General features: G+C 55.1%; 25 protein-coding genes. 8 read left to right on the top strand and 17 right to left on the bottom strand.

Annotated features, from left to right (window positions below; all coding sequences use genetic code 11):
- The first annotated feature begins 92 nt into the window (after window positions 1–92).
- Genes QQL78_RS14790 through QQL78_RS14780 form a run of 3 tightly spaced genes read left to right on the top strand, consistent with a single transcriptional unit; the run spans window position 93 to window position 1,751 of the window.
- Window positions 93–494, top strand: a complete 402-nt coding sequence (locus QQL78_RS14790; protein WP_284374583.1) for a flagellar biosynthesis regulator FlaF — start codon at window positions 93–95, stop codon at window positions 492–494.
- Between the two features lie 5 nt (window positions 495–499).
- Window positions 500–919 (top strand): flagellar biosynthesis repressor FlbT, encoded by a 420-nt coding sequence (locus tag QQL78_RS14785; RefSeq protein ID WP_284374582.1) that lies wholly within the window; start codon window positions 500–502, stop codon window positions 917–919.
- A gap of 7 nt (window positions 920–926) precedes the next feature.
- Window positions 927–1,751: a DUF1217 domain-containing protein gene (locus tag QQL78_RS14780; RefSeq protein WP_284374581.1), complete on the top strand. Its 825-nt coding sequence runs from the start codon at window positions 927–929 to the stop codon at window positions 1,749–1,751.
- A gap of 20 nt (window positions 1,752–1,771) precedes the next feature.
- On the opposite strand, the gene QQL78_RS14775 is transcribed toward QQL78_RS14780, so the two are convergent.
- From QQL78_RS14775 to fliF, 5 genes are all read right to left on the bottom strand, one after another.
- Window positions 1,772–2,803 (bottom strand): flagellar motor switch protein FliG, encoded by a 1,032-nt coding sequence (locus QQL78_RS14775; RefSeq protein WP_284374580.1) that lies wholly within the window; start codon window positions 2,801–2,803, stop codon window positions 1,772–1,774.
- 87 nt (window positions 2,804–2,890) lie between these two features.
- Window positions 2,891–3,712, bottom strand: a complete 822-nt coding sequence (gene fliP, locus QQL78_RS14770) for a flagellar type III secretion system pore protein FliP (RefSeq protein WP_284374579.1) — start codon at window positions 3,710–3,712, stop codon at window positions 2,891–2,893.
- Between the two features lies 1 nt (window position 3,713).
- On the bottom strand, window positions 3,714–4,076 hold the full coding sequence (locus QQL78_RS14765) for a FliM/FliN family flagellar motor switch protein (RefSeq protein ID WP_284374578.1): 363 nt from the start codon (window positions 4,074–4,076) through the stop codon (window positions 3,714–3,716).
- A 12-nt stretch (window positions 4,077–4,088) separates the two neighbouring features.
- Window positions 4,089–4,730 carry a FliH/SctL family protein gene (locus QQL78_RS14760; RefSeq protein WP_284374577.1) on the bottom strand — a complete coding sequence of 214 codons (642 nt, stop codon included), beginning with the start codon at window positions 4,728–4,730 and terminating at the stop codon, window positions 4,089–4,091.
- On the bottom strand, window positions 4,727–6,385 hold the full coding sequence (gene fliF / locus QQL78_RS14755) for a flagellar basal-body MS-ring/collar protein FliF (RefSeq protein WP_284374576.1): 1,659 nt from the start codon (window positions 6,383–6,385) through the stop codon (window positions 4,727–4,729). Before fliF ends, QQL78_RS14760 begins: the two co-directional genes overlap by 4 nt.
- A gap of 179 nt (window positions 6,386–6,564) precedes the next feature.
- Between fliF and QQL78_RS14750 the strand changes: the two genes are divergently transcribed.
- The 4 genes from QQL78_RS14750 to QQL78_RS14735 are packed head-to-tail and all read left to right on the top strand — an operon-like array spanning window position 6,565 to window position 9,227.
- On the top strand, window positions 6,565–7,260 hold the full coding sequence (locus tag QQL78_RS14750; protein ID WP_284374575.1) for a flagellar basal body-associated FliL family protein: 696 nt from the start codon (window positions 6,565–6,567) through the stop codon (window positions 7,258–7,260).
- 10 nt (window positions 7,261–7,270) lie between these two features.
- Window positions 7,271–8,224, top strand: a complete 954-nt coding sequence (locus QQL78_RS14745) for a flagellar motor switch protein FliM (RefSeq protein WP_284374574.1) — start codon at window positions 7,271–7,273, stop codon at window positions 8,222–8,224.
- Window positions 8,208–8,570 carry a flagellar motor switch protein gene (locus QQL78_RS14740; RefSeq protein ID WP_284374573.1) on the top strand — a complete coding sequence of 121 codons (363 nt, stop codon included), beginning with the start codon at window positions 8,208–8,210 and terminating at the stop codon, window positions 8,568–8,570. The genes QQL78_RS14745 and QQL78_RS14740 overlap by 17 nt, the downstream gene beginning before the upstream one ends.
- 3 nt (window positions 8,571–8,573) lie before the next feature.
- Window positions 8,574–9,227 carry a MotE family protein gene (locus tag QQL78_RS14735; RefSeq protein WP_284374572.1) on the top strand — a complete coding sequence of 218 codons (654 nt, stop codon included), beginning with the start codon at window positions 8,574–8,576 and terminating at the stop codon, window positions 9,225–9,227.
- Window positions 9,228–9,242: 15 nt separating this feature from the next.
- On the opposite strand, the gene QQL78_RS14730 is transcribed toward QQL78_RS14735, so the two are convergent.
- The 8 genes from QQL78_RS14730 to QQL78_RS14695 are packed head-to-tail and all read right to left on the bottom strand — an operon-like array spanning window position 9,243 to window position 15,510.
- Window positions 9,243–10,370, bottom strand: a complete 1,128-nt coding sequence (locus QQL78_RS14730) for an EscU/YscU/HrcU family type III secretion system export apparatus switch protein (protein ID WP_284374571.1) — start codon at window positions 10,368–10,370, stop codon at window positions 9,243–9,245.
- A gap of 2 nt (window positions 10,371–10,372) precedes the next feature.
- Entirely contained in the window at window positions 10,373–11,128 is a 756-nt protein-coding gene (locus QQL78_RS14725) for a flagellar biosynthetic protein FliR (RefSeq protein WP_284374570.1), read from the bottom strand.
- Between the two features lie 6 nt (window positions 11,129–11,134).
- Window positions 11,135–13,234 (bottom strand): flagellar biosynthesis protein FlhA, encoded by a 2,100-nt coding sequence (gene flhA, locus QQL78_RS14720; RefSeq protein WP_284374569.1) that lies wholly within the window; start codon window positions 13,232–13,234, stop codon window positions 11,135–11,137.
- A 1-nt stretch (window position 13,235) separates the two neighbouring features.
- Complete coding sequence (locus QQL78_RS14715) at window positions 13,236–14,045, bottom strand: lytic transglycosylase domain-containing protein (protein ID WP_284374568.1); 810 nt, start codon at window positions 14,043–14,045, stop codon at window positions 13,236–13,238.
- Window positions 14,032–14,301, bottom strand: coding sequence for a flagellar biosynthesis protein FliQ (gene fliQ, locus QQL78_RS14710; RefSeq protein WP_284374567.1), 270 nt, complete (start codon window positions 14,299–14,301; stop codon window positions 14,032–14,034). The genes QQL78_RS14715 and fliQ overlap by 14 nt, the downstream gene beginning before the upstream one ends.
- 35 nt (window positions 14,302–14,336) lie before the next feature.
- Window positions 14,337–14,651 (bottom strand): flagellar hook-basal body complex protein FliE, encoded by a 315-nt coding sequence (gene fliE / locus QQL78_RS14705; protein ID WP_284374566.1) that lies wholly within the window; start codon window positions 14,649–14,651, stop codon window positions 14,337–14,339.
- A gap of 10 nt (window positions 14,652–14,661) precedes the next feature.
- On the bottom strand, window positions 14,662–15,072 hold the full coding sequence (gene flgC / locus QQL78_RS14700) for a flagellar basal body rod protein FlgC (RefSeq protein WP_284374565.1): 411 nt from the start codon (window positions 15,070–15,072) through the stop codon (window positions 14,662–14,664).
- Window positions 15,073–15,090: 18 nt separating this feature from the next.
- A complete protein-coding gene (locus QQL78_RS14695; protein WP_284374564.1) occupies window positions 15,091–15,510 on the bottom strand; it encodes a flagellar basal body protein in 420 nt (139 codons plus the stop codon).
- Between QQL78_RS14695 and QQL78_RS14690 the strand changes: the two genes are divergently transcribed.
- Entirely contained in the window at window positions 15,509–16,915 is a 1,407-nt protein-coding gene (locus QQL78_RS14690) for a FliI/YscN family ATPase (RefSeq protein WP_284374563.1), read from the top strand. The genes QQL78_RS14695 and QQL78_RS14690 overlap by 2 nt on opposite strands.
- 130 nt (window positions 16,916–17,045) lie before the next feature.
- Here the strand turns inward: QQL78_RS14690 and QQL78_RS14685 are convergent, their stop codons facing one another.
- The 4 genes from QQL78_RS14685 to QQL78_RS14670 form a co-directional block, all read right to left on the bottom strand.
- Complete coding sequence (locus tag QQL78_RS14685; RefSeq protein ID WP_284374562.1) at window positions 17,046–17,867, bottom strand: flagellin N-terminal helical domain-containing protein; 822 nt, start codon at window positions 17,865–17,867, stop codon at window positions 17,046–17,048.
- A gap of 128 nt (window positions 17,868–17,995) precedes the next feature.
- Window positions 17,996–18,487 carry a flagellar biosynthesis protein FlgI gene (locus tag QQL78_RS14680; RefSeq protein ID WP_284374561.1) on the bottom strand — a complete coding sequence of 164 codons (492 nt, stop codon included), beginning with the start codon at window positions 18,485–18,487 and terminating at the stop codon, window positions 17,996–17,998.
- The gene (locus QQL78_RS14675; RefSeq protein ID WP_284374560.1) at window positions 18,484–18,813 is read right to left on the bottom strand and encodes a rod-binding protein; all 330 of its coding nucleotides are present in this window, start codon (window positions 18,811–18,813) and stop codon (window positions 18,484–18,486) included. Before QQL78_RS14675 ends, QQL78_RS14680 begins: the two co-directional genes overlap by 4 nt.
- On the bottom strand, window positions 18,813–19,958 hold the full coding sequence (locus QQL78_RS14670; protein ID WP_284374559.1) for a flagellar basal body P-ring protein FlgI: 1,146 nt from the start codon (window positions 19,956–19,958) through the stop codon (window positions 18,813–18,815). The genes QQL78_RS14675 and QQL78_RS14670 overlap by 1 nt, the downstream gene beginning before the upstream one ends.
- Window positions 19,959–20,106 lie beyond the last annotated feature (148 nt).

The raw sequence follows: 20,106 nt of genomic DNA, 5'->3' as shown, positions 1-20,106 counted from the left end.
TTTTTCTTAAAAATTACAGAACGTTAAATTTCCCTTAACCGCGATTGGTTAAGATTTGGTTTGAGGCAGAAAAATAACGATAGGTGACGAGAATGAGTGTAACCGCGTACAAGCGGACCATCTCGCACACGGAAGCGCCACGCCAGATTGAGCGTCGCATCCTTGCGCAGGTGACATCAGAACTGGAAACACAGTTCCTTGAATTCGACAATGCGGAACGACGGTTGGAGCGGTTGCAGCTTTTGGCTGATGGCCTTCGCCATACGTTGTTGAAGAACCAGATGGTTTGGTCGACCTTCAAAATGGACCTTACTGAAACAGAAAACGGTCTGACACCTGAGCTGAAGGCGAGCATCATATCCCTCGCACTTTGGGTAGAGAGCCACACGCAGGGCGTATTGGCCGGTGGCAAACCTGTGAAACCTCTGATCGACATCAACCGGACCATCATCGATGGTCTGAGCGGTCGGCAATTCGAAACAGCGGCGGAGTAGGCGAGATGGCACTGCGACTGACGTTGAAACCGAATGAACGCATCTTGATCAACGGCTGTGTGGTTCGCAACTCTGACCGGCGGCAATTGCTGGTGATCGAGAACCACGCTGATATCGTGCGCGAGGCGGATCTGCTGGACGAAAAGCAGGCGCGCACGCCGGTCAAAGAAGTGTATTTCTTTATTCAGGCGGCGCTTTTGGATGCTTCCAAACGCAAGAAACTTGTCCCGATTATCCAGAAGAAGCTGGCGCAGCTTGTCCCGGTTTTTCATGATGAGGTCGGCGAACACATCTTTGAAGCGGCAAACCATGTGTCACAGGCCGATTTCTACAAAGGGATGCGTGCCTTGCGTCCGCTGATGGAATATGAAGATCGACTGTTTGAGATGATCCATGAGAAAGCAGCCGCAACAGCGGCGGAATAGGAACCCGATGATTGGCATTTCTGGACTTGGAAGTCAGGCGGCGCTTCGTTTGATCGATGCCACACGGGATCAGCAGTTGGAAACCATGCGGAATGAGGCCGCAAACAAGCGCAGCGAAGCCGCATTTCGCGAGCGGATTGGGTCAATCACCACACCACAAGAGCTGGTGGCAGATTTTGAAGTCTATAGTTTTGTGATGAAGGCCTTTGATCTGGAAGATCAGATTTTCGGCAAGGCGATGATCCGCAAGGTTCTGGAAAGTGACCCTGTTGCGCCCGACTCTTTGTTGAACCGGCTGACTGACCCGCGGTTTAGGGAGATGCATCTGGCCTTGGGCTTTACCACAGAGGCGGGGCCGCAGTTGCCCGATTTTTCAAATTCGGCGTTTCTCGATGGTATTTCAGACCGCTTTTACAATCGCCAGTTTATCAATTCGAATGATGAGCAGAACGAGACCGTCGGGACCGTGCTGGAGTTTCGCGAGACGGGCGGTGAGATCGCAAGCTGGTTTGAGGTTTTGGGTGATGAGAAACTGACGAGTTTCTTTCAGGTGGCGCTGGGGTTGCCGGAACAGATGTCAGCGCTGGACCTCGACCGGCAGGCGGCCATGTTTGCGGAAAAATTCGATCTGGAGGACCTTGCAGACCCTGCGGAACGTGACCGGTTGATCTCGCGCTATATGGCGATTTCTGACGTCATCAACCCGCAGCGCTTTGTGTCAAACAGTGCGGCGCTGAACATTCTGCAAAACTCGCGCAACAGCGGGCAGTTTGTGGCGATGACTCTCGATATCGATATGGTGAACTTCAGCGCCTCGCAGCTCTATCGCTGACATTTAGCCGCACTAACCTGCTACTCAGCCATGTCTTCCATCATTTCCTCGGTGGTATCGGCCAAGGTGATGGTTCCATCCGCCAGCAGACGCAGCGCACCCTCAACCAACTGTCCTTGCGCCTCTTTCACATCGCGCAGTTTGATCGGGCCCATGGATGACATTTCATCCTGCAACATGCCCCGTGAGCGCGAAGGCAAAGCTGCCAGAAAATGCTCGCGGATCTCTTTTTTGGCACCGCGCAGGGCAAGCGGCAGCGTGGTGGCTGAGACCTCGCGCATGATCTTGCCCAAATCCATTTCGTTGAACTTCACCAGATCATCAAAGACAAACATCTTTTGTTTGATCCCGCCAAACTGGTCGGGGCGGCGTTGTTCCAGTTCAGCCGAGATTTGTTCGAACAGATCACCGTCCAGTTTGTTCAATATCGAGACAAGATGCCCCTCAATCCTGGCTTCGGGGCTGTTGTTTGCCTTGGCAAGGACATCTTCGCGCAGGGTGTTTTCGATATTCTGGATGGTATCGGATGGCAGGTTCTCCATCGCCATGATCCGTTCGATCAGATCAGGTGCACGGTCGTTGCCAAGCAGGGGCAGAACTTTGGCCGCCGCATCCGGGCGCAACCGCGTCAAGATCACTGCCACTGTTTGATTGTGTTCCTTGCGCAGGAATTCCACCAATTGTTTTTCATCCAGATCGGAGAGATCTTTCCAGACATTGCCGGTGGTATTGGTATTGATCTCCTGCAAAATCTCGGCAACGCGATCCTCGGGCAGAAATTCACTTAGCAGGTTGCGGGCGGCATCAATCGAGCCCACAACACCGCCTTCGTGATTGAGCTTTTCATCAAATTCTTCAAGGATGCTTTCGACGATACCAGCGTCGATTTCGCCCATGTTTGAAATGGCCGTTGTGATTTGTCGAATTTCAGCCACGTCCAACTGCTGCATCAATGCACCGCCACGCCCTTCACCCAGGCACAGGAACAGCACGGCAGACTTCTGCGCGCCTGACATGCGGCGGTGTTTTCGAAGGGGAACAAATTGGTTCATTGAAGAAGTTATCCGGTAGATTGGGCAGTTATTTTAAGGATAGTTGAACCTATCCTTAAATTAAATCTCTTTTGTTGTAAAAATCGACTATCCAGAAAGATAAGATTGGATCAGTGACCCTGCCAACATGTACCAGCCGTCAATAAGTACGAAAAAGATCACCTTGAAGGGCAGCGAGACCAGAACAGGAGGCAGCATCATCATGCCTGCACTCATCAGAACAGAGGCGACGATCAGGTCAATCGCCACAAAAGGCAGATAGATCAGAAACCCGATGGTAAACGCACGGCGCAGCTCGGAGATCATGAAGGACGGCACCAGGACACGCCAGCTGGGCCCGGCGTCCGCTTCCTCTGGCTGGGTGGTGGCGTCATTTGCGATGTCGGTGAACAGCTGAATGTCCTTGTCGCGGGTGTTGACGGCCATGAAGTTGTAAAAGGGTTCCGAGATATTCTGTATTGCCTGTTCTTCGGTGATGGCGTTGTTCATCAGTGGCTTGATCCCGCCTTCCCAGGCGTCTTCGAACACCGGCTGCATGACAAAAAAGGTCATGAAAAGCGCCATTGCGTTCAGCACGATGTTGGGCGGCGTCTGGTTCAATCCCAGCGCCAGTCGCAACATGGAAAAGACGATAACAAAGCGGGTAAAGCTGGTCATCACGACCAATAGACCGGGCGCAACGCTCAGCGCTGTCACCAGAACAAAAAGCTGGATCAGGCGACCGGACAGGCTGGCCCCTGCGTCACTGCCCGGCTGTACCCCGCCTAATTGGGAGGACAGTTCGCGGATCAAGCCACCCACATCAGCATCCTGCGCTGACGCAGATGTGGCGCAGGTCAGCAGGACCAGCGCCATGGGAATGGCTGCCGTCAGGATAGGGCCAACGTGATGCAATGGGCGAAAGAGCATATTAACTGTCTGTGACAAAGTCTTTTACGATTTCACGTAGTGCTACGCCCAGCATGTCGCCTTTTACCCGCACCAGATCGCCCCGAGCAACCAGCCGGTCATTGATCATCAGATCAACAGGCTCTCCGACCCGCCGGTCCAGTTCGATCACAGACCCTTTGGTCAGGTTCAGCAGTTCCGAAATCGGTATCCGGCTGCGTCCAAGCACCGCGCGCACATCCAGTTTGACCCCAAAGATGGCATCCAGATTCTTGCCCGCGTTTGGTGCATCCGTTTCGGTTTTCGGATCTGTGGCCGGGTCTTTGGCTGTATCAGGTTTCTTTGCTGTTTCGCTCTGATTTGCCACGTCATCATTTTCCAACATTTGTTCAGCTTTCTACGTCGCTTCGTTATAGTCACTTGCCGCCTGTGCCAGCGCTTGCCGGATCTGTGTGCAGGCAGTTTCAATGTCATATTCAAGCCGCCCGCCCTGCCACCGAACCTGCGCCGCGCCACGGGGCATTTCAGGGTCTGCGAAAAGATCGATTTCCACAGTTTGCGAGGCCGCGGTCAGCCATGACGGCGCTTCCTGATCGAGGGCAGCAACAACCTCAGGGCTGGCACTGATCGTAAGCTCTGGGTCGGTGCGGGTTTGTTGCACGGCCTGTTTGATACGATCGATGGCCAAAGCCGGGCCATATTGGGTGATAAGTTCAGGCATCAATCGGTCTGCGACCCCCAGAAACAGCTCGATGATGTCACGTTCTGTATCCCTGTGATGCCTTTTGTCCTGCGCCGCCAGCTGGGCCAGTTGTTCCTGTATGATCTGGCGTTCCTGTTCGAAGCGCGCTGCGGCACCAGCGTCAAACTCGGTTTTCGCTTCTTCATGACCAAGGGCACGGCCGGCCTCGAAACCTTCCTTGCGGGCCGCCTCAAGTTGCTCTTTCAGGTCGGCAATTGCCTCTATCTTGCTGGCCGCGTCCTTATGCGTCGAACGGCCTGTCTCAAGGTCGAAATTATGGTCAAACAGGGTAATCACGCTTCTGCCTCAGTGGTGAGCCATGACCGCATCACGCGCAACACTTCTTCTGGCTTCTCATCCGCAAGGCGTTGAATTTTATCGATATTGCCCTTCTGAATGCTACCTCGGATGCCTTGGGTTGTGACATATTGCTGGTCATCCAGCGTCAATTCATCCCGTTCAACCGGGGTGGCCGAAAGTTTGCGAGGTTCTGTGCTTGATGCGCCGGAGGTGTCGGTGGCAAGCAGCTTGGTCCCGCTGGCGTTTGGAGTGCTGTCCGGTGCGGCAAGCCCCTCGCGTTCGACTGTGTCCGATTCCAGCGCAGGCTCTTCAACCACATTCAGCGGGTCGGGCTGGTTCAAGCGGCGCAGCATCGGGCGCACACCGAGGATCATCACCAGTGCAACAATCAACAGGGCCAGCACGCCCCGGATGATGGGCACAATGCTTTCCGACAGGCGATCCCCGATGGTTTGGACAATCGGATCACCCAGATCCATCGAATAATCCATGAACCGCATGCTATCAACAGAAACGCTGTCGCCGCGGCCTTCTTCAAAACCCACTGCGGATTTGACCAGTTCGGTCAGACGATTCAGCTCTTCAGGGGTGCGTTCAACATAGGCAACGTCGGACCCTTCCAGATTGTAGATGCCATTCACCAAAACAGCGACAGTCAGGCGGCGTACTTCACCGGCCTCGCGCACGATTTCGCGACGGGTGTTGCCGATTTCATATTGTACCTGCTCGCCCGCTTCGCTTCGGTTGGAGGTTGCGGCGCCGCCCCCGTCAGCGAGTGCTGCGGGAATGTTGTTTTCCACGCCGACATTGCCACCCCCATCGGTGCCTGTCTGGTTTTGTGTGGTGCTTTCGGTGGAGCGAACAACCTGTTGCTCTGGATCGAAGCTTTGCTCGACAATCACTTCGCGCTGGGTCGTGAGATCAACATTGACCCGAACGCGCGCATTGCCCGCGCCGACGCGGGCCGTCAGGATGTTCTGGATTTCCTGGGACAGGCGGTCCTCGATTGAGGTTTTGGTGGTCTGCATGCCGGTAGGACCTTCACCACCTGAGCCTTCTGCAAGAATTGTTTCGCCACTGGCCGAAAGCACAGTAACGCGGGAAACTTCCAGCTCTGCCACAGAAGATGCAACAAGGGTCCGCACCGCTATTGCCTGTTTGCGGGTAACCGCGCGGCCAGCACTGGATCGCAGCACCACCGACCCCCGAGGCGCAGGTGCTTCGCGTGAAAACGGTTCGCGATCCGGCAGCACAAGATGAACGCGAGCGGATGAAATGCCATCCAACGTCTGGATGGAGCGGGCAAGTTCGCCTTCCATGGCGCGGACACGATTGATTTTTTGCAGGAAGGAGTTCATCGCCAGCCCGCTCTTTTCATCAAACAGCTCCCAGCCGGGATCGCCGTCTACTGGCACGCCGGTCTCGGCAAGGGCCATGCGGGCACGGGCACCATCGGCGCGCGGGACCGATACAGATGAACCATCCTCAGAGACCATCACGCGAAAACCGGCATTGGTCAGGCTTGCCTCGATGGCACTGGCAGAGGTGACAGATAGATTTGAATAAATCGGTGCGTAGTCCGGGCGGGTGATCGCGCTAAGGCCGAGTAAGAGCGCCGCGACAACGGCAACTGCAGTGCCGGCCAAGATCATCAATCTTTGTCGACCCAAAGACAGTAGATTATCAATCAATCCTTGCACGTATGCCCCCACTGGTTGTTGTCGCGACTATACATCATTAATGCAAGGTTAAGGCAAGTTTAAGTTGAAAGTAAACTTGTATTCGAAGTAAAAGGAGGCGATTATCCTTGAGTAAGGAAAGACTGTAAAACATGGCCACCAAGCCCGACCCTAAAAAGAAGCCGCCAGAAACCGACGCAGAGGATGCGCCGGCGGAAAAGTCGCGCGGATCTCGCAAGATGTTGCTGGCAGCCGCTGTGATGTGCCTTGTGTCATTGGGCGGCGGGTTTTTTCTGGCGCGGACGGCCTATCTGCAGGATGCCGAGGAGTATGCGCCGGAGTATAAGGACGCAGAAAGCACCGAAGCGCATGACAAGGATGGTGGGCATGGTGATGGGGCGAAAGACGGAAACCCCAAGCTGCGTAAGGATGTGACGGATCCGCTGGCCAAGGATGGCCATGATGCCGAAAAGGCGATGGCCCTGCAGGAAAAAGACCATGCAGACGGGAAAGGTGAATCTATTGCCGATAGCGGGCTGCTGGATCTTGGGGATATGCTGACCAACATTCAAAGCACCGGTGCTGATGGCACCACAAGCACCGCTTTCCTGAAGATCAACCTTGTTGTTGCGTACCGGCCTGATCTGGATGCAGGCAAGCTGATGGCGGAACGCCAGCCTTTCATCCGTGATCTGTTCAATAGCTATTTGCGCGGCCTGTCAGAGGCGGATGTGCGCGGCATGGCGGGCATTATGTACATCAAGGCGGAGCTGCTGAAACGTGCGCGGGCCGCTGTGGGAAATGACCTGCCGCAAGAAATCCTGATCAAAGATCTGATTGTTCAATGAGGACCTGCACGTGAGCGAGACACTGGCCAATGCCGATATTGAAGGCGAGAACATCAGCCTGATTGACGAGATTATCCGTCAGTCGGACTTTACCTTTGATCGGTTGCCCATGCTGGATATCATCGGGGCGCGTCTGGTTGAAAACCTTGCTGAAGCCTTTTCCGATTTAACCCGAATTGGCTGTGAAGCTTCCATGGTGTCGCTTGATTATATCACCATGGATCAGGTTGTGGCCGATGTGCCAGAGCCGGTGCTGATGGCCGTGGGTATTGGTAAGCCCTTTGACGGTGAAATCGTGATTGCGATCGACAAGGTGTGTCTGCTGGCGACAAGCGAACTGATGCTAGGCGGCAGTGCAAAGAACTTGGATCTGGAGGGGGTGGAGCGTTTCACCGCCATTGAGCTTGGTTTTGGCGAGCGGGTGGCCGCCGCAGTGTTGGCGGAACTGCAACGCGCGTTAACCGTTGTCAGCGCATCTGCGCTGGAACTGGATCGTGTTGAAAGCGACCCGGAAGCCGCGGCCGTAGCGAAACATAACAGCCTGTGCGCACGGATCAAGATTTCCGTTTCGATTGCCGGTCATATGGGCGGTGTCGATATCATCATTCCCTATGACGCTCTGGAGCCAATTCGGCCTGATCTGGGCAAGGTCTATTTCGGTGACCGCGGCGAGGGGCAAAGCAGCTGGCATGATCTGATCGGCAGCCAGATCGAACGGGCGCATATGACCCTTGAGGTGCTTCTGGCGGAAGAGGCGATCCCGATCCAGAGGATTATGGCCTGGAAACCGGGCGATACGATCAATTTCGGCATTGAGGAAGGTCAGGACGCAACAATGACCTGCGCGGATACGCCGATGTTCAAAGTCTCGATTGGCAAACGGAACAACGGCTTTGTTGCCGTTCAGATTACCGAAGAACTCAAACTGAAGAAGGAACTGGAAACAGATGGCGATGATAATTGACTGCGTAATCATTCTGCTTCTCATTGGCAGCATTACATATGGGTACATCGTGTCGCGCAAAGTGCGTCTGTTGATGGGAATCCTGAAAGACCTTGAACCCTTGGTCGAAGAGTTTTCTTCAGCTGTAGAAAAATCACAGGATTCGGTCAGCCAGATGCGCGATCGCATTGAAGTGGCAGAGCAGGTGCAACAGGTACAGCCAGAGGCAGAGCCTGAGGTGGCGGCACAAAGCACATTTGCCAGCCGCCGCGCCGCGCCTGTGGAAACCCCGGGCATGCGGGTGATGCGGGACAAGAAAGAACTGGTGCGCGCATTCTTCGACACTCAAAGCACTGCAGAGGTATAGGCCATGCGAAACCTGTTGAGCGGACGGATGATCCTTGTCGGTTTGGGGGTAATGGTTTTTGCCAAGGCGGCGCTGTCTTTCCCGGAATTGCCGTCCCTCAGGGATGTAGCACCGGTGAAAGACATTGGTGTTGTGAATGCTGCTGACAAGGTAGAGGCGACATTGGAATCCGCGACGGATTCGCCGCCCTTGGTTGAGGATCTTCCGGTGGCTCCGGGCAAGCTGGATACGCCAGAGGAGATCCTCCAGTCGCTGACCCGCGAACGGGAGCTGGTGGCGCAGCAAAAGGCGGATATGGAAAAGCGGCTGGCAGAGATTGCCTTGTCGGAGGAACGCCTGCGGGTTGAGAAAGCATCTTTGACAGAGCTGAAAACCTCAATCGAGACCCTGCTTGCACAGGTGGAAGCATTGCAGACAGAAGATTTGTCGCGCCTGATTTCGTTCTACAAGAATATGAAACCCGCTGATGCGGCACGCATCATTGATGATTTGGATATTGAGACCACGATCATGATCCTTGGCACCATGAACCCGCGCAGCGCGGCACCGATCATGGCTAAGGTATCGCCGGTTCGCGCGCGCGCTGTTTCAAAGATCATTCTGGAACGGTCACAGCTTCCCGGTGATCAGGATCTTGTGGGTATCAAATTGAATTAAGTTAGGGTGTTGATCCTAGTCCGGTTTGCGCCGCAAGGTTGATCCTTCCGGCGCAACATGTGGTTTGTTTTCGTTCAGGGCAAAAACAAAGCTGATAATCTCGGCGACAATTTCCCAATGTTCGACCGGCACGACCTGATCAATCTCGACCGTGTCGAACAACATGCGCGCCAGTGGTTTATTCTCAACAATCGGAATGTCATGTTCGAAAGCAACCTCCCGGATGCGCAGCGCCACGAGGTCTGCGCCCTTGGCGATACAGACCGGTGCCATGTCGATGTCAGGATCATATTTCAGCGCCACGGAATAATGTGTGGGGTTGGTTAGAATGACGTTGGCAATCGGCACAACAGCAAGGGTGCGCTGACGCGAAAGCTCGCGCCGGCGGCGTGCCCGTTGGGTGCGGATTTCCGGTGACCCTTCGCTTTCCTTCATTTCGTCGCGCAGGTCCTTTTGGCTCATCCGCTGTTTCTTGCGCCAGTCAAACCTGCGCCACAGAATATCAGCAATTGCGATGGGTACCAGAAACAGCGCTGCCGCCAGCAGCAGCTTGCGCGAGGCCGCCACGAGGTAGCCGGGCAGGTATTCGGGCAGAAACCCGGACATCATCCAGACCTTCTGCACGGCTTCAAGGGTGAACCAGATGGCAAAGCCGCCAACCGCAAACACCTTTATGATGCTTTTCAGAAACTCGACCATGGAGTTGGCCGAGAACAGGCGTTTCAGCCCCTGCGCGGGAGAGAGTTTCGAAAGCTTGGGGCGGATACGCTCCAGCGAGACAACTGTCTCCCCCTGAATAACAGCACCAACAGCGGCCCCGGCCAGCAGCACGGCAAACATAGGGGCAATGGCAATTGCGATGCTTAGGGCAAAGTCGCGCATGATCTCGCCCAGACGCGTAACGCCGGTGGTGCCTGTCCCTACCGTCAATGTGGTGGATTGTTCGATCAACCCATAAAGAGCATCCATCACCTTGGGGGTCTGAAGCGGCAGAACGAATGCGATGATCCCCAAAAGGGCAAGAACGACCATCATATTGCCGGTCTCTTTGGAAGAAGGCACATCCCCTTTCTTGCGGGCGTCCTGTAGCTTCTTCTCGGTGGGTTCTAGGGTCTTTTCTGTACTGTCGTTGTTCTCTGCCATGGTCAGAACTTAAATCCGCCCAGCCATGCGCGAAACTCCGAGATGTAGAAATCAAGGATCGTCGGCATCGACATGGCTAGGATCAACAGGCCCGCCCCGATTAACAAAGGCGCGGCGACAAAGAACACCGGCAGCTGTGGCATCATCCGGTTGGCCAGCCCCATGCCAAGGTTCAATACCACGCCCATGATGAAAAACGGGGCTGCGATGGCGGTGCCGATATAGAGGCTTTGACCTGCGGCTTTGAGGATCTGGTCAGTCAAATCGGCCATCATGATCTGTCCGGGCGGGAAAACCACATAGCTGGACAGCAAGGCCCGCAAAATAATGTGATGCGTATCAGTGATAAAGATCATGGCAACTGCGGTGATCAACATCAGCGTTGCCACCATTGTCGCCCCCTCAAAGGATCCGAAGGAGGGGCCAAAGGCATTTGCCAGGCCTGATACCTGCCCCGCCTGAAAGCCTGCAAATTGCAGTGCAGACAGCAGGATCCGCGCGGTCAGCCCAATCCACAGGCCGATGGTCACCTCGATCGCCAGCATCACCGCAACGGCCACTGGGGCGGTGGGCATTGCCGCCTGCACCGGCGTCATCGGCAGCAGCGCGGCACAAAGCACAACCGCGAAAGACAGGCGTGCGCGGACCGGAACCTGCACCTCGCCAAAGGCGGGCATAAAGATCAGCGCGGATCCGAGGCGGGCAAAAACAACGAAATAGGAAAAGAACAGCGAGGTGACAAATGTATCAAGCGACATCGGCCATCACCCGACAGTGCCGACAGTGCGTAGCGATGCCTTGCGGTGGACCTCGTTATGGGAAATCACCTGTGTCATCGGGCTGACGCGCTCCAGAATGGAGCGTACATAGGGCCGGGCACGTGGGGTGACCAGAATGGCAGGCCATTCGTCTGCGGATGAAAACTTTTGAATTTCCTTGCGCATTTCCAGCACAAACTCCTGTACCCGCGAGGGGGACATAAGGAATGTTTCCTCGCCGTTTGACGTCGAGATCGCGTTGATCAGCTCGGTCTCCCACGCACCGGCCAGATTGATCACAGGCACATAGCCTTGTGCATCGACCAGCGAATGACAAATCTGCTTGGCCAGCTTGCCCCGTGCATGCTCAATCACGGCGCGGATGTTCTTGGTATTGGCGCTGGCTTCGGCAACGGCCTCGATGATCTTGGGCAGGTTGCGAATTGAAATCCGTTCGGCCAGCAGGGCCTGCAAAACATGTTGCAAGGTCACGGCAGGGTTGTTGTTGGAACTGTCGGCAAGAAGCTTCTGATAGTCCTTTTCCTGTCCTTCGATCAGCTCTTGCGTGGCTGCATAGGTCAGGATTTCGGGCATATGTTCCTTGATCACTTCGGTCAGATGGGTGGTGATCACGCTTTCCGGGTCCACAACGGTCAGCCCCTGCAGCTCCGCTTCCGAGGCGCGGGCCTCGTCCACCCAGATCGCTTCCAGTCCGAAGGTCGGTTCGCGGGTGCGTTTGCCCGGCAGATCAATGTCTTCTCCCGTAGGGTTGATAACCATCATCATGATTGGATCGACCTCACCGCGTGCGGCTTCGACGCCTTGCAAGGAAATCGAATAGGTCATGGGTGGCAGATCGGTATTGTCCTTGATCCGCACCATGGGCAGGACAAAGCCAAAGTCCTTGATAAACAGCGACCGCAGGCTTTTGACCTTGCCGGGTAGAGCGGCATTGTTCGAGGTGATCATCGGCACCAGAGCCGTTCCCAGATCCAGCCGCACATCGTCGACGCGCAGCATTTCTGACATGGTGTCTTCCTGCGCTGCTGGCGGGGTCTCTTTTTCCAGCTCAAGCTGTTTGGCCTTTGCCTCGTTTTCGGCGACTTGACCTTGCATGCTATAACCAAAGGCAGCCAATCCAACGGACATGGGCAGGAAGATGAAGAGCGGGAAACCGGGCAGCCAGCCAATGCAGAAGGTCAGAACCGCCGCCATATATAGCGCTTTAGGGAAGTTGCTGAGCTGACCCAGAACCGCAACGTTTGCCGCGCCATGGGTGCCACCTTTGGTGACCAGCAGGCCTGCCGCAAGAGAGACAATCAATGCCGGAATTTGTGTAACCAGACCGTCGCCGATGGTCAGGACGGTGTAATTGCTCATCGCTTCGCCGACGCTCAGATCGTGGCTCATCATCCCGATCAGAATGCCCCCGAACACGTTAATCAGGGTGATGATCAGCCCTGCAACAGCATCCCCGCGCACAAATTTGGATGCGCCGTCCATGGCTCCGAAAAATGAACTTTCTTCTTCGACAGTCTTGCGGCGCAGCTTGGCATCTTCCTCGGTGATCGCCCCTGCGGCCAGATCGGCATCAATCGCCATCTGTTTGCCGGGCATCGCATCAAGCGAGAACCGTGCGGCAACTTCGGCGATGCGGGTTGACCCCTTGGTGATGACGATGAAGTTGATGATCACCAGAATGGTGAAAACAATAATTCCGATGACAAAGTCGCCGCCAACAATGAACCGTGCAAATCCTTCGATCACATTGCCGGCTGCACCGGGGCCATTATGCCCTTCGCTAAGGATCAGGCGCGTGGACGATACGTTCAGCGCCAGCCGCAACATCGTCACCACCAGCAATAGTGTCGGGAAAGAGTTGAACTCAAGTGGTGTGCCAATCCACAGCGCCACCATCAGGATCAACACGGAAAGCGATAGGGAAATTGCCAATCCGAGGTCCAGTAGAAACGGGGGCAGAGGGACAAACAGCATCCCCAGAATAAGCACAACGCCGATGGCAAAACCGATATCGCGGTTGCTATGCCCGAATTTCAGCAATCCGCTTAGTTGGAATGGGCTGGTGCTGGTCTCATTCACGGCCATCTTAATCCGCCCGCGCATAGTTGGGCAGAACGGCCTGCAATGGTGCGCTTGAGTAGATCGACATGACTTTCCGCGCCGTGCCTTGGGTGCCGGTCATGTCCGACGTCCAGTTTACCGCAGGCGCATACCAAGGCGCTTGGGCAACTTGCACAGGCTCTGCCTGGCGGCGGGTCCCCTGTTTTGCGAAAGCTGAGACGTGCCGGTTTGCCAGCTTTTGGTTCTGGCCGAGCTTTTGCAGGTAAACGGATTTATAGCTTTCCGTGGAGGAGTGATACCGCCCGGCCGCCTGCCACCAGTCGCGGGTTTCGCGATACAGGCTTAACAGAAAACGCGCGGCGTAATCGACGTTTGATTTCGGGTCTGTTGCCTCTTCCAGAGAAGAGAACTGCCGGGCATGCCATTTCTGATTAACCTGCATACAACCCACATCAACCGATTGCGTCACGGATGACTGCGTTTGCCGCACCCATGTCTCAAGATCCTGTTTGGTGTCGAAAAAGACGCCTTTGCCCCGCGCATTTGCGGTCCATGGCCAAATGGTGATTTCCCCGTTCACCCGCCGCCCTGCTTCTTGGATACCAATGGCCAGCAGCAGGTTGTCAGGAATGTTGTAGCGGGCTTGCGCCTTTAGAATTTCCTGCAGGCACACTTGCGACGATACAGGGGGCGCTGCGGTCGTGGTTTGCGTGACCGTTGGCCGGTAAAAGCCAAGCCAGCCCGCCGTGCTTTCCGCGCAAACGCTGGTGGCGGAAACGCCGAAAGCCAAAATCAGGCCGGTTGTTTTGCGCCAGCCCATTTCAAACACCGCCATTCACGATCAGGTCAAACACCCGGTCGGTGAGCTGGGTCAATGTTCCAAAGATGAAAGGCAAGGACAGGGCGATGGTCACAAAGATAGCTGCGATCTTGGGCACGAAGGTCAGTGTCATTTCCTGAATTTGCGTCAGTGCTTGGAAAAACGCGATCATCAGCCCCACGATCAGGGCCACGGCCAGCACAGGGGCCGATGACAGCAACGTCGCTGTCAGCGTCTGGCTGATGATTTCGTAAGCTGCGACGGGTTCCACTATATGGGCCTTGTGTTGTAGCGACAGAAAACCTGTCAGATCGGCATGCGCATGATGTCCTGATAGGCTTCGACCAGCTTGTCACGCAGGGCGACGGAAACCTGAACGGTGCTTTCCATCGCCATGGTTGCCTCTACCACCTGCTGCAAACCTGCCTGACCGTTCAGGCCGGCAATGGCCATCTGATCCCCGGTGCGCACTGTATCGACGGCCTGCGCCGCAGCCTTTGATACCATGGTGGAAAAATCAGCCGTGGCTGGATTTACGTCATTTGTTGCTGGTTTAGTGTCCGCCGCCTTGGAATAGGCCGCCTGGACATAGGAGGAGCGGATGGCCGCAAAATCAGACATTAAATATTTCCTACTTTAACATATCGACAAGCTGACTGCGCATGTCGCGGGCATTTTCCATCATCGACAGGTTCGCCTCGTAACTACGGGAGGCTTCACGCATATTACTCATTTCTATCAGTGGATTAACATTGGGGAGTTTGATATAACCGTTTTCGTCAGCCGCCGGGTGTGATGGATCGAAACGCAACTCAAAAGCGCTTTCATCGCGTCCGATATCGCCTGTTTCAACAATCGCGGCACCTGTGCGTTCGTCAGTGGTGGCGTGAAAGGACATGGTCTTGCGCTGATAGGGATCTCCGCCCGGCTGCTGTGCCGTGGAGCTGGAGTTGGCGACGTTTTCGGACACTACGCGCAGGCGGCTGGCCTGTGCGCGCATGCCGCTGGCGGCGGTTGTTCCGATGCTGCTGAGAGGATCCATTTGACGTGTTCCTTAGGCTTAGCGACGGCCGGCGACCGTGTAGAGCATTTCATGTGCTTTGCGATACAGGTTGGCGGCAATCTTGAATTGCGAAGCGGTTGAGTTCGCTTCGATCATCTGCTCTTCCAGTATGATGTTGTTGCCGGACATATCTTCACCCCAGCTCACATCTGCTTCCTTTACATCTGCTTCTGGCAGGGCGGCACCTGCGCGAATGCGGCTCAGGTAGCTGGCAAAGCTTTCAACATCCTTGGCCCGCGCGCCGCTGACGTCGGCATTTGCAATATTCTCGGAAACCACCTTTTGGCGGTTCGCAAGCCATTGCAGGCGCTGAGGGGCCAGATCAAAGAGAGAGGTTTGTTCAGTATTCATTGTAGACTCGCTATTTATCCTTGCTTTATAACAAGGATAAAATGAATAGGAAAGTTCTAATCCCATGCAAACCTTTGCGAAGATGCAAGACAAGATCTATTCATCGGCAAGTGCACGAATTGTCGGCAGTACAAAAGCGATTGTCGGGCTAACCTTGACGGTACGTGGATTGGAGGCGGTAGCCGGGATCGGCAGCCGATGCCGTGTGTTTGGCCGCAAGGGGGCTGTCGACGGGCAGGTTGTCGGCGCGCAGGGGGCGGATTTATGTGTGCTGCCTTTTGGGGCATGGGACGGTGTTGCAGTTGGTGATCCGGTCGAATTGATTGAGCTGGACGATATGGTCTACCCCGATGAAAGCTGGATCGGCACCGTTGTGGATGCCTTGGGGCAGCCCCTGTCATCATATGATCGTGCTCCGCGGCCACGCAAGAAATCCACACGCGCCGCGCAGCCCCCCAAGGCATTCGAACGCAAACAGGTCGGTGAAAAACTCGAAACCCAGATCAAATGCGTGGATGTGTTCACACCGCTGTGTCGCGGGCAGCGAATGGGGGTGTTTGCCGGTTCTGGGGTCGGGAAATCGACATTGATGGCGATGCTGGCGCGCAACACCGACGCAGATGTCATTGTGATTGGCCTGATCGGGGAACGCGGCCGTGAAGTTCAACAGTTCATCCGCGAAGATTTGGGACCAGAAGGCATGGCGCGGGCGGTCGTTGTGGTCTCGACCGGGGATGAGGCCCCGCTGCTGCGCAAACAGGCGGCCCTGACCACCACAGCAATTGCCGAATATTTCAAATCCCAAGGCAAACAGGTGTTGTTGCTGTTGGACAGTGTCACCCGTTTTGCCATGGCACAGCGTGAAATCGGCCTTGCGCGAGGTGAGCCGCCAACCTTGCGCGGGTATCCCCCGTCGGTGTTCAGTGAGTTGCCACATCTACTGGAGCGTACTGGCCCTGGGCGGCAGGGCGAGGGTGACATCACGGCGATTTATACGGTTCTGGTAGATGGTGATGATATGAACGAACCGATTGCCGATGCGGTGCGCGGCATTGTCGATGGTCATTTGGTGCTGGACCGTAAAATTGCCGAACAGGGGCGTTTTCCGGCGATTGATTTACAGAAATCTCTGTCGCGCATGCTGCCCGGTTGTCATTCTGCGGAAGAGTATGAAATCACAAAGACCGCCCGCAAAGCCTTGGGCCGCTATGCGGATATGGAGGATCTGATCCGTCTGGGGGCATATAAACCCGGTTCTGATGCTGATACGGATCAGGCGGTTCTGCTATTTCAGACCATGAGTCCCTATTTGTCACAGGGCCGCGGCGAGCAAAGCACAGCTGGCCAAAGCTTTGCCGAAATCTACCGAATGATCTTACAGGCAGGTATCGAGGATCCGCTAAGCGCGTTTTTCGCACAGGACGGCGCGCAAGGCGCTGTGCCGCAGGCCGAACTAGGTGCCACAAGCTAAAACACCGACCTGCCAATAAAGGGAGGTCGGTGTTTCATAAAGAGAGAGATGCCTCGCCCGGTGTGGGGTGGATTGTTCCGGGGCACATATGTCCGGGCGAGGCTGTTGTGTGAACTTAAATCAGCCCGAATTAACGGAACAGGCTCAAGATGTTCTGCGGCGACTGGTTTGCAATCGACAGAGACTGTGTCGCAAGCTGCTGCTGCACCTGATAGGCCTGCAAACGCGCGGCTTCTTCTTCCATATTCGCATCAACCATTGAGCCAACACCGGAATCGAAGGTGTCGGTCAGGCTTTCAAGGAACATCATCTGGCCTTCCAGGGTGTTCTCGGTGATGCCCAAAGAAGTTGCTGCATCAATTGACGCCGCCAACTGGGTTTCAACAGTTGCCAGATCGGCCTCCAAATCAGTGGAGGTTGCCAGGTCGATGCCAGCCATCGCAGTTTGAATGGCCTGAAGATCAACTGAGTTGAAGTCGATCGACGTTGTCGCGAAAGAGCCAGAGGCGCGCGAAACACCTGTTACAACAGTAACCGCTGCCACACCTGTCACGAGGTCGTCACCGTTGAAGGTCGACTGGTCGATGGCGGACTGCATGTTCAGAACCATTGCGTCAATTTCCAGCTGAACGTCAGCCGGATCAATGCCGCCACTTTGGGCAAATGCCACACGTTCGACGATCTGTTGGGACAGTTCCTTGACGGTTTCGGCGCCAAGACGGGCCGTTGCAACAGAGTTCTTGGTTGCGGTCATGCCGTCATTCAGCGCTTTGAAAGTAGCGCTGTCGCCCTTCATAGTCTCGGAAACCGAGAAATAGGCGGCGTTTTCTTTACCGGAGCGGATCGACAGGCCGGTGGAAATACGGGTTTGAGTTTCGTTCAGGTTGCGGTTCACGTCTGTAAGCGACGCAAGTGCGACCATGGCGGAGTTATTGGTGAGAATGGACGACATTTAATGTTCTCCTTGGTTCTCTAGTCTTTTCAGTCTTCTGACTGAGGCAGGCATTACGCCAGCAAAACTCATTTAGGCGTTGAGGTTAACGGGCGGTTAACGAATGCTGTTTTTATCCAATCGAGCTATCAAAACTCGCGATCAATACCTGGTGCGCCGCTGGAATTTGCGCTCATCTTCTTGCCGGACTTCCCGTAGACGTTCCCCAACTCATTGCGGTTGCTGACTTTTTCTACCTCCCGCAAGATCGTCCGGGCAGCAACTGCCATGCGTGACAACATTACACCGTCTTCTTCGATATATTTTCTGAGCTCACCAAGATGCTCTTTGATTTTCAACTTTCTGGCAATGTCGTGGTTCAGGAAAGGTTCAACCAGTGGCGTGCGCAGCTCAAGCCATTTCAGAATTTTTGACTTTTCCTCAAACACGTTGCTGATGACTTCAAGTTCACCTTCATTGATTGCGGTGATCTCCTTGCGCAGGATCGCAACCGTTTCCTGTATTTTATCGACGTAGGCATCAAGGTTGGCTTCATCCTCGGCGGTCAGGGCAATGGGGGCCTCTGCCTTGCTGTCTGTCGTTGCTCGCTCGCCAAAGTGGAATTTTTTTCTCAGGGTCATTTGTCGAACCTTTCAACGGAAGTCTGGGGCTTTGCCGATGTTGTGTAGGCGTCCATCATTTTTTCGACACTGCCGGCCAGACCCAGACCGCCCTGCTCAACCAGATGTTTGGCAACCGCTTCGGACATGAAAGATCGCCACATCTCGGCCTGATCTTTCCCGCCAAAGGCCGCGTCGCCGGTGGTCTTCATCATCTCATCGACAAATTGGGTGAGAAACACCGCTTCGAAATCTTTGGCGGTTTGGGTGGATTTGGCATGATCTGTGACGGCTTTGGTCATCTCGGGGTGGGCACCCTGCGCGAGCATAGCGGTGAGATTATTCATCAGATGATCTCCAGATCTGCGTGTAGGGCACCGGCTGCCTTGATCGCCTGAAGGATGGCAATGGTTTGGCGCGCGCCAACGCCAATGGCATTCAACCCGTTCACAAGCTCTTGCAGGCTGACATCGCCGCGCAAGATCGTGAAACTGCCGTCGCGTTCTTCAATGTCTATTTCTGTTTCAGGAACTACAACGGTCGATCCGCCAATTTGGATCGGGGCACCCGTGACAATCGCTGTCCCCCCGCCGTAGCTGACTGGCCCCGGCTGGCTGACCTGATAGTTTTCCTGCACCCGCACCGTTAGGCCGCCCTGACTGATGGCAACCTGCGCAATCCGTACATCCGCGCCCATGACTATGGTACCGGACTTTTCATCGACCACAACGCGGGCAACACTATCCGGTGTCAGGGTCAGGTTTTCGACGGCCATGATTGTGTCCGCGACATTGGCCTTGCCATCGACCCAGACCTCTACGGTGCCGGAATCCAGCACCTCTGCCGCCTTGGGGCCGAGGCGTGCGTTGATGGCATCGCGCATACGGTCGGCGGTGGTGAAATCAGGGTCGCGCAGGGCGATGCGGATGCTGTCCAGTTGGAACAGATTGAAATCGATCTCTTTCTCGACAATTGCACCGTTTTCGATCTTGGCGATGGTGGGCACGCCTTCGACAACAGTGGCGGCGTTGCCTTCCACACGATACCCCGATGTTGCAACAGCACCCTGCGCCACCGCGTAAATCGCGCCATCCGCCCCGGTCAGCGGGGTGATCAGCAAGGTGCCCCCGCGCAGGCTGGTTGCGTCGCCCAGTGACGATACGGTGATATCAATAGGGGAGCCGCGCCGCGCAAAGGGTGGCAACTTTGCTGTGACCATCACTGCAGCGGTATTTTTTGTCTTAAGGTCGGACCCTTCCAGATTGGCCACGCCAAGGCGTTCCAGCATCCCGCGAATGGATTCACGTGTAAAAGGGCTGGAGTTCAACTTGTCACCAGTGCCCAGAAGCCCCACGACCAAGCCATATCCGATCAGGTGGTTTTCGCGCACCCCCTCAAAATTCGCGATATCTTTGATCCGCACCTCTGCGCTGGACACCTGTGGGGCAAAAGCAATCGTGCCGATCAGGGCAGCCCGCCAGAAAGTTCTCATAAAGGCCCGCATCTACTTAACCTCGTACCTGCAAGGACAGGTGTTTATTATAGTTCAAAATCTTCGCTCGACGATTAACTCAAAATTAATCCACTATTTAATCATTGTAAAGAAAATCTATACTTGATATTTAGCAAGGATAGAAAGA

It is taken from the genome of Sulfitobacter pacificus (assembly GCF_030159975.1).
Classification (GTDB): domain Bacteria; phylum Pseudomonadota; class Alphaproteobacteria; order Rhodobacterales; family Rhodobacteraceae; genus Sulfitobacter; species Sulfitobacter pacificus.
The sequence above is the reverse complement of the archived record's forward strand: the minus strand, read 5'-3'. Positions and strand labels throughout refer to the sequence as shown.

Excerpts from the sequence above, each read along its gene's own strand:
- QQL78_RS14790 (WP_284374583.1), top strand. The coding sequence starts at position 93 with ATGAGTGTAACCGCGTACAAGCGGACCATCTCGCACACGGAAGCGCCA.
- QQL78_RS14785 (WP_284374582.1), top strand. The coding sequence starts at position 500 with ATGGCACTGCGACTGACGTTGAAACCGAATGAACGCATCTTGATCAAC.
- QQL78_RS14780 (WP_284374581.1), top strand. The coding sequence starts at position 927 with ATGATTGGCATTTCTGGACTTGGAAGTCAGGCGGCGCTTCGTTTGATC.
- QQL78_RS14775 (WP_284374580.1), bottom strand. The coding sequence starts at position 2,803 with ATGAACCAATTTGTTCCCCTTCGAAAACACCGCCGCATGTCAGGCGCG.
- fliP (WP_284374579.1), bottom strand. The coding sequence starts at position 3,712 with ATGCTCTTTCGCCCATTGCATCACGTTGGCCCTATCCTGACGGCAGCC.
- QQL78_RS14765 (WP_284374578.1), bottom strand. The coding sequence starts at position 4,076 with ATGTTGGAAAATGATGACGTGGCAAATCAGAGCGAAACAGCAAAGAAA.
- fliF (WP_284374576.1), bottom strand. The coding sequence starts at position 6,385 with ATGATCTTGGCCGGCACTGCAGTTGCCGTTGTCGCGGCGCTCTTACTC.
- QQL78_RS14750 (WP_284374575.1), top strand. The coding sequence starts at position 6,565 with ATGGCCACCAAGCCCGACCCTAAAAAGAAGCCGCCAGAAACCGACGCA.
- QQL78_RS14740 (WP_284374573.1), top strand. The coding sequence starts at position 8,208 with ATGGCGATGATAATTGACTGCGTAATCATTCTGCTTCTCATTGGCAGC.
- QQL78_RS14735 (WP_284374572.1), top strand. The coding sequence starts at position 8,574 with ATGCGAAACCTGTTGAGCGGACGGATGATCCTTGTCGGTTTGGGGGTA.
- QQL78_RS14730 (WP_284374571.1), bottom strand. The coding sequence starts at position 10,370 with ATGGCAGAGAACAACGACAGTACAGAAAAGACCCTAGAACCCACCGAG.
- QQL78_RS14725 (WP_284374570.1), bottom strand. The coding sequence starts at position 11,128 with ATGTCGCTTGATACATTTGTCACCTCGCTGTTCTTTTCCTATTTCGTT.
- flhA (WP_284374569.1), bottom strand. The coding sequence starts at position 13,234 with ATGGCCGTGAATGAGACCAGCACCAGCCCATTCCAACTAAGCGGATTG.
- QQL78_RS14715 (WP_284374568.1), bottom strand. The coding sequence starts at position 14,045 with ATGGCGGTGTTTGAAATGGGCTGGCGCAAAACAACCGGCCTGATTTTG.
- fliE (WP_284374566.1), bottom strand. The coding sequence starts at position 14,651 with ATGTCTGATTTTGCGGCCATCCGCTCCTCCTATGTCCAGGCGGCCTAT.
- flgC (WP_284374565.1), bottom strand. The coding sequence starts at position 15,072 with ATGGATCCTCTCAGCAGCATCGGAACAACCGCCGCCAGCGGCATGCGC.
- QQL78_RS14690 (WP_284374563.1), top strand. The coding sequence starts at position 15,509 with ATGCAAACCTTTGCGAAGATGCAAGACAAGATCTATTCATCGGCAAGT.
- QQL78_RS14695 (WP_284374564.1), bottom strand. The coding sequence starts at position 15,510 with ATGGGATTAGAACTTTCCTATTCATTTTATCCTTGTTATAAAGCAAGG.
- QQL78_RS14685 (WP_284374562.1), bottom strand. The coding sequence starts at position 17,867 with ATGTCGTCCATTCTCACCAATAACTCCGCCATGGTCGCACTTGCGTCG.
- QQL78_RS14680 (WP_284374561.1), bottom strand. The coding sequence starts at position 18,487 with ATGACCCTGAGAAAAAAATTCCACTTTGGCGAGCGAGCAACGACAGAC.
- QQL78_RS14675 (WP_284374560.1), bottom strand. The coding sequence starts at position 18,813 with ATGAATAATCTCACCGCTATGCTCGCGCAGGGTGCCCACCCCGAGATG.
- QQL78_RS14670 (WP_284374559.1), bottom strand. The coding sequence starts at position 19,958 with ATGAGAACTTTCTGGCGGGCTGCCCTGATCGGCACGATTGCTTTTGCC.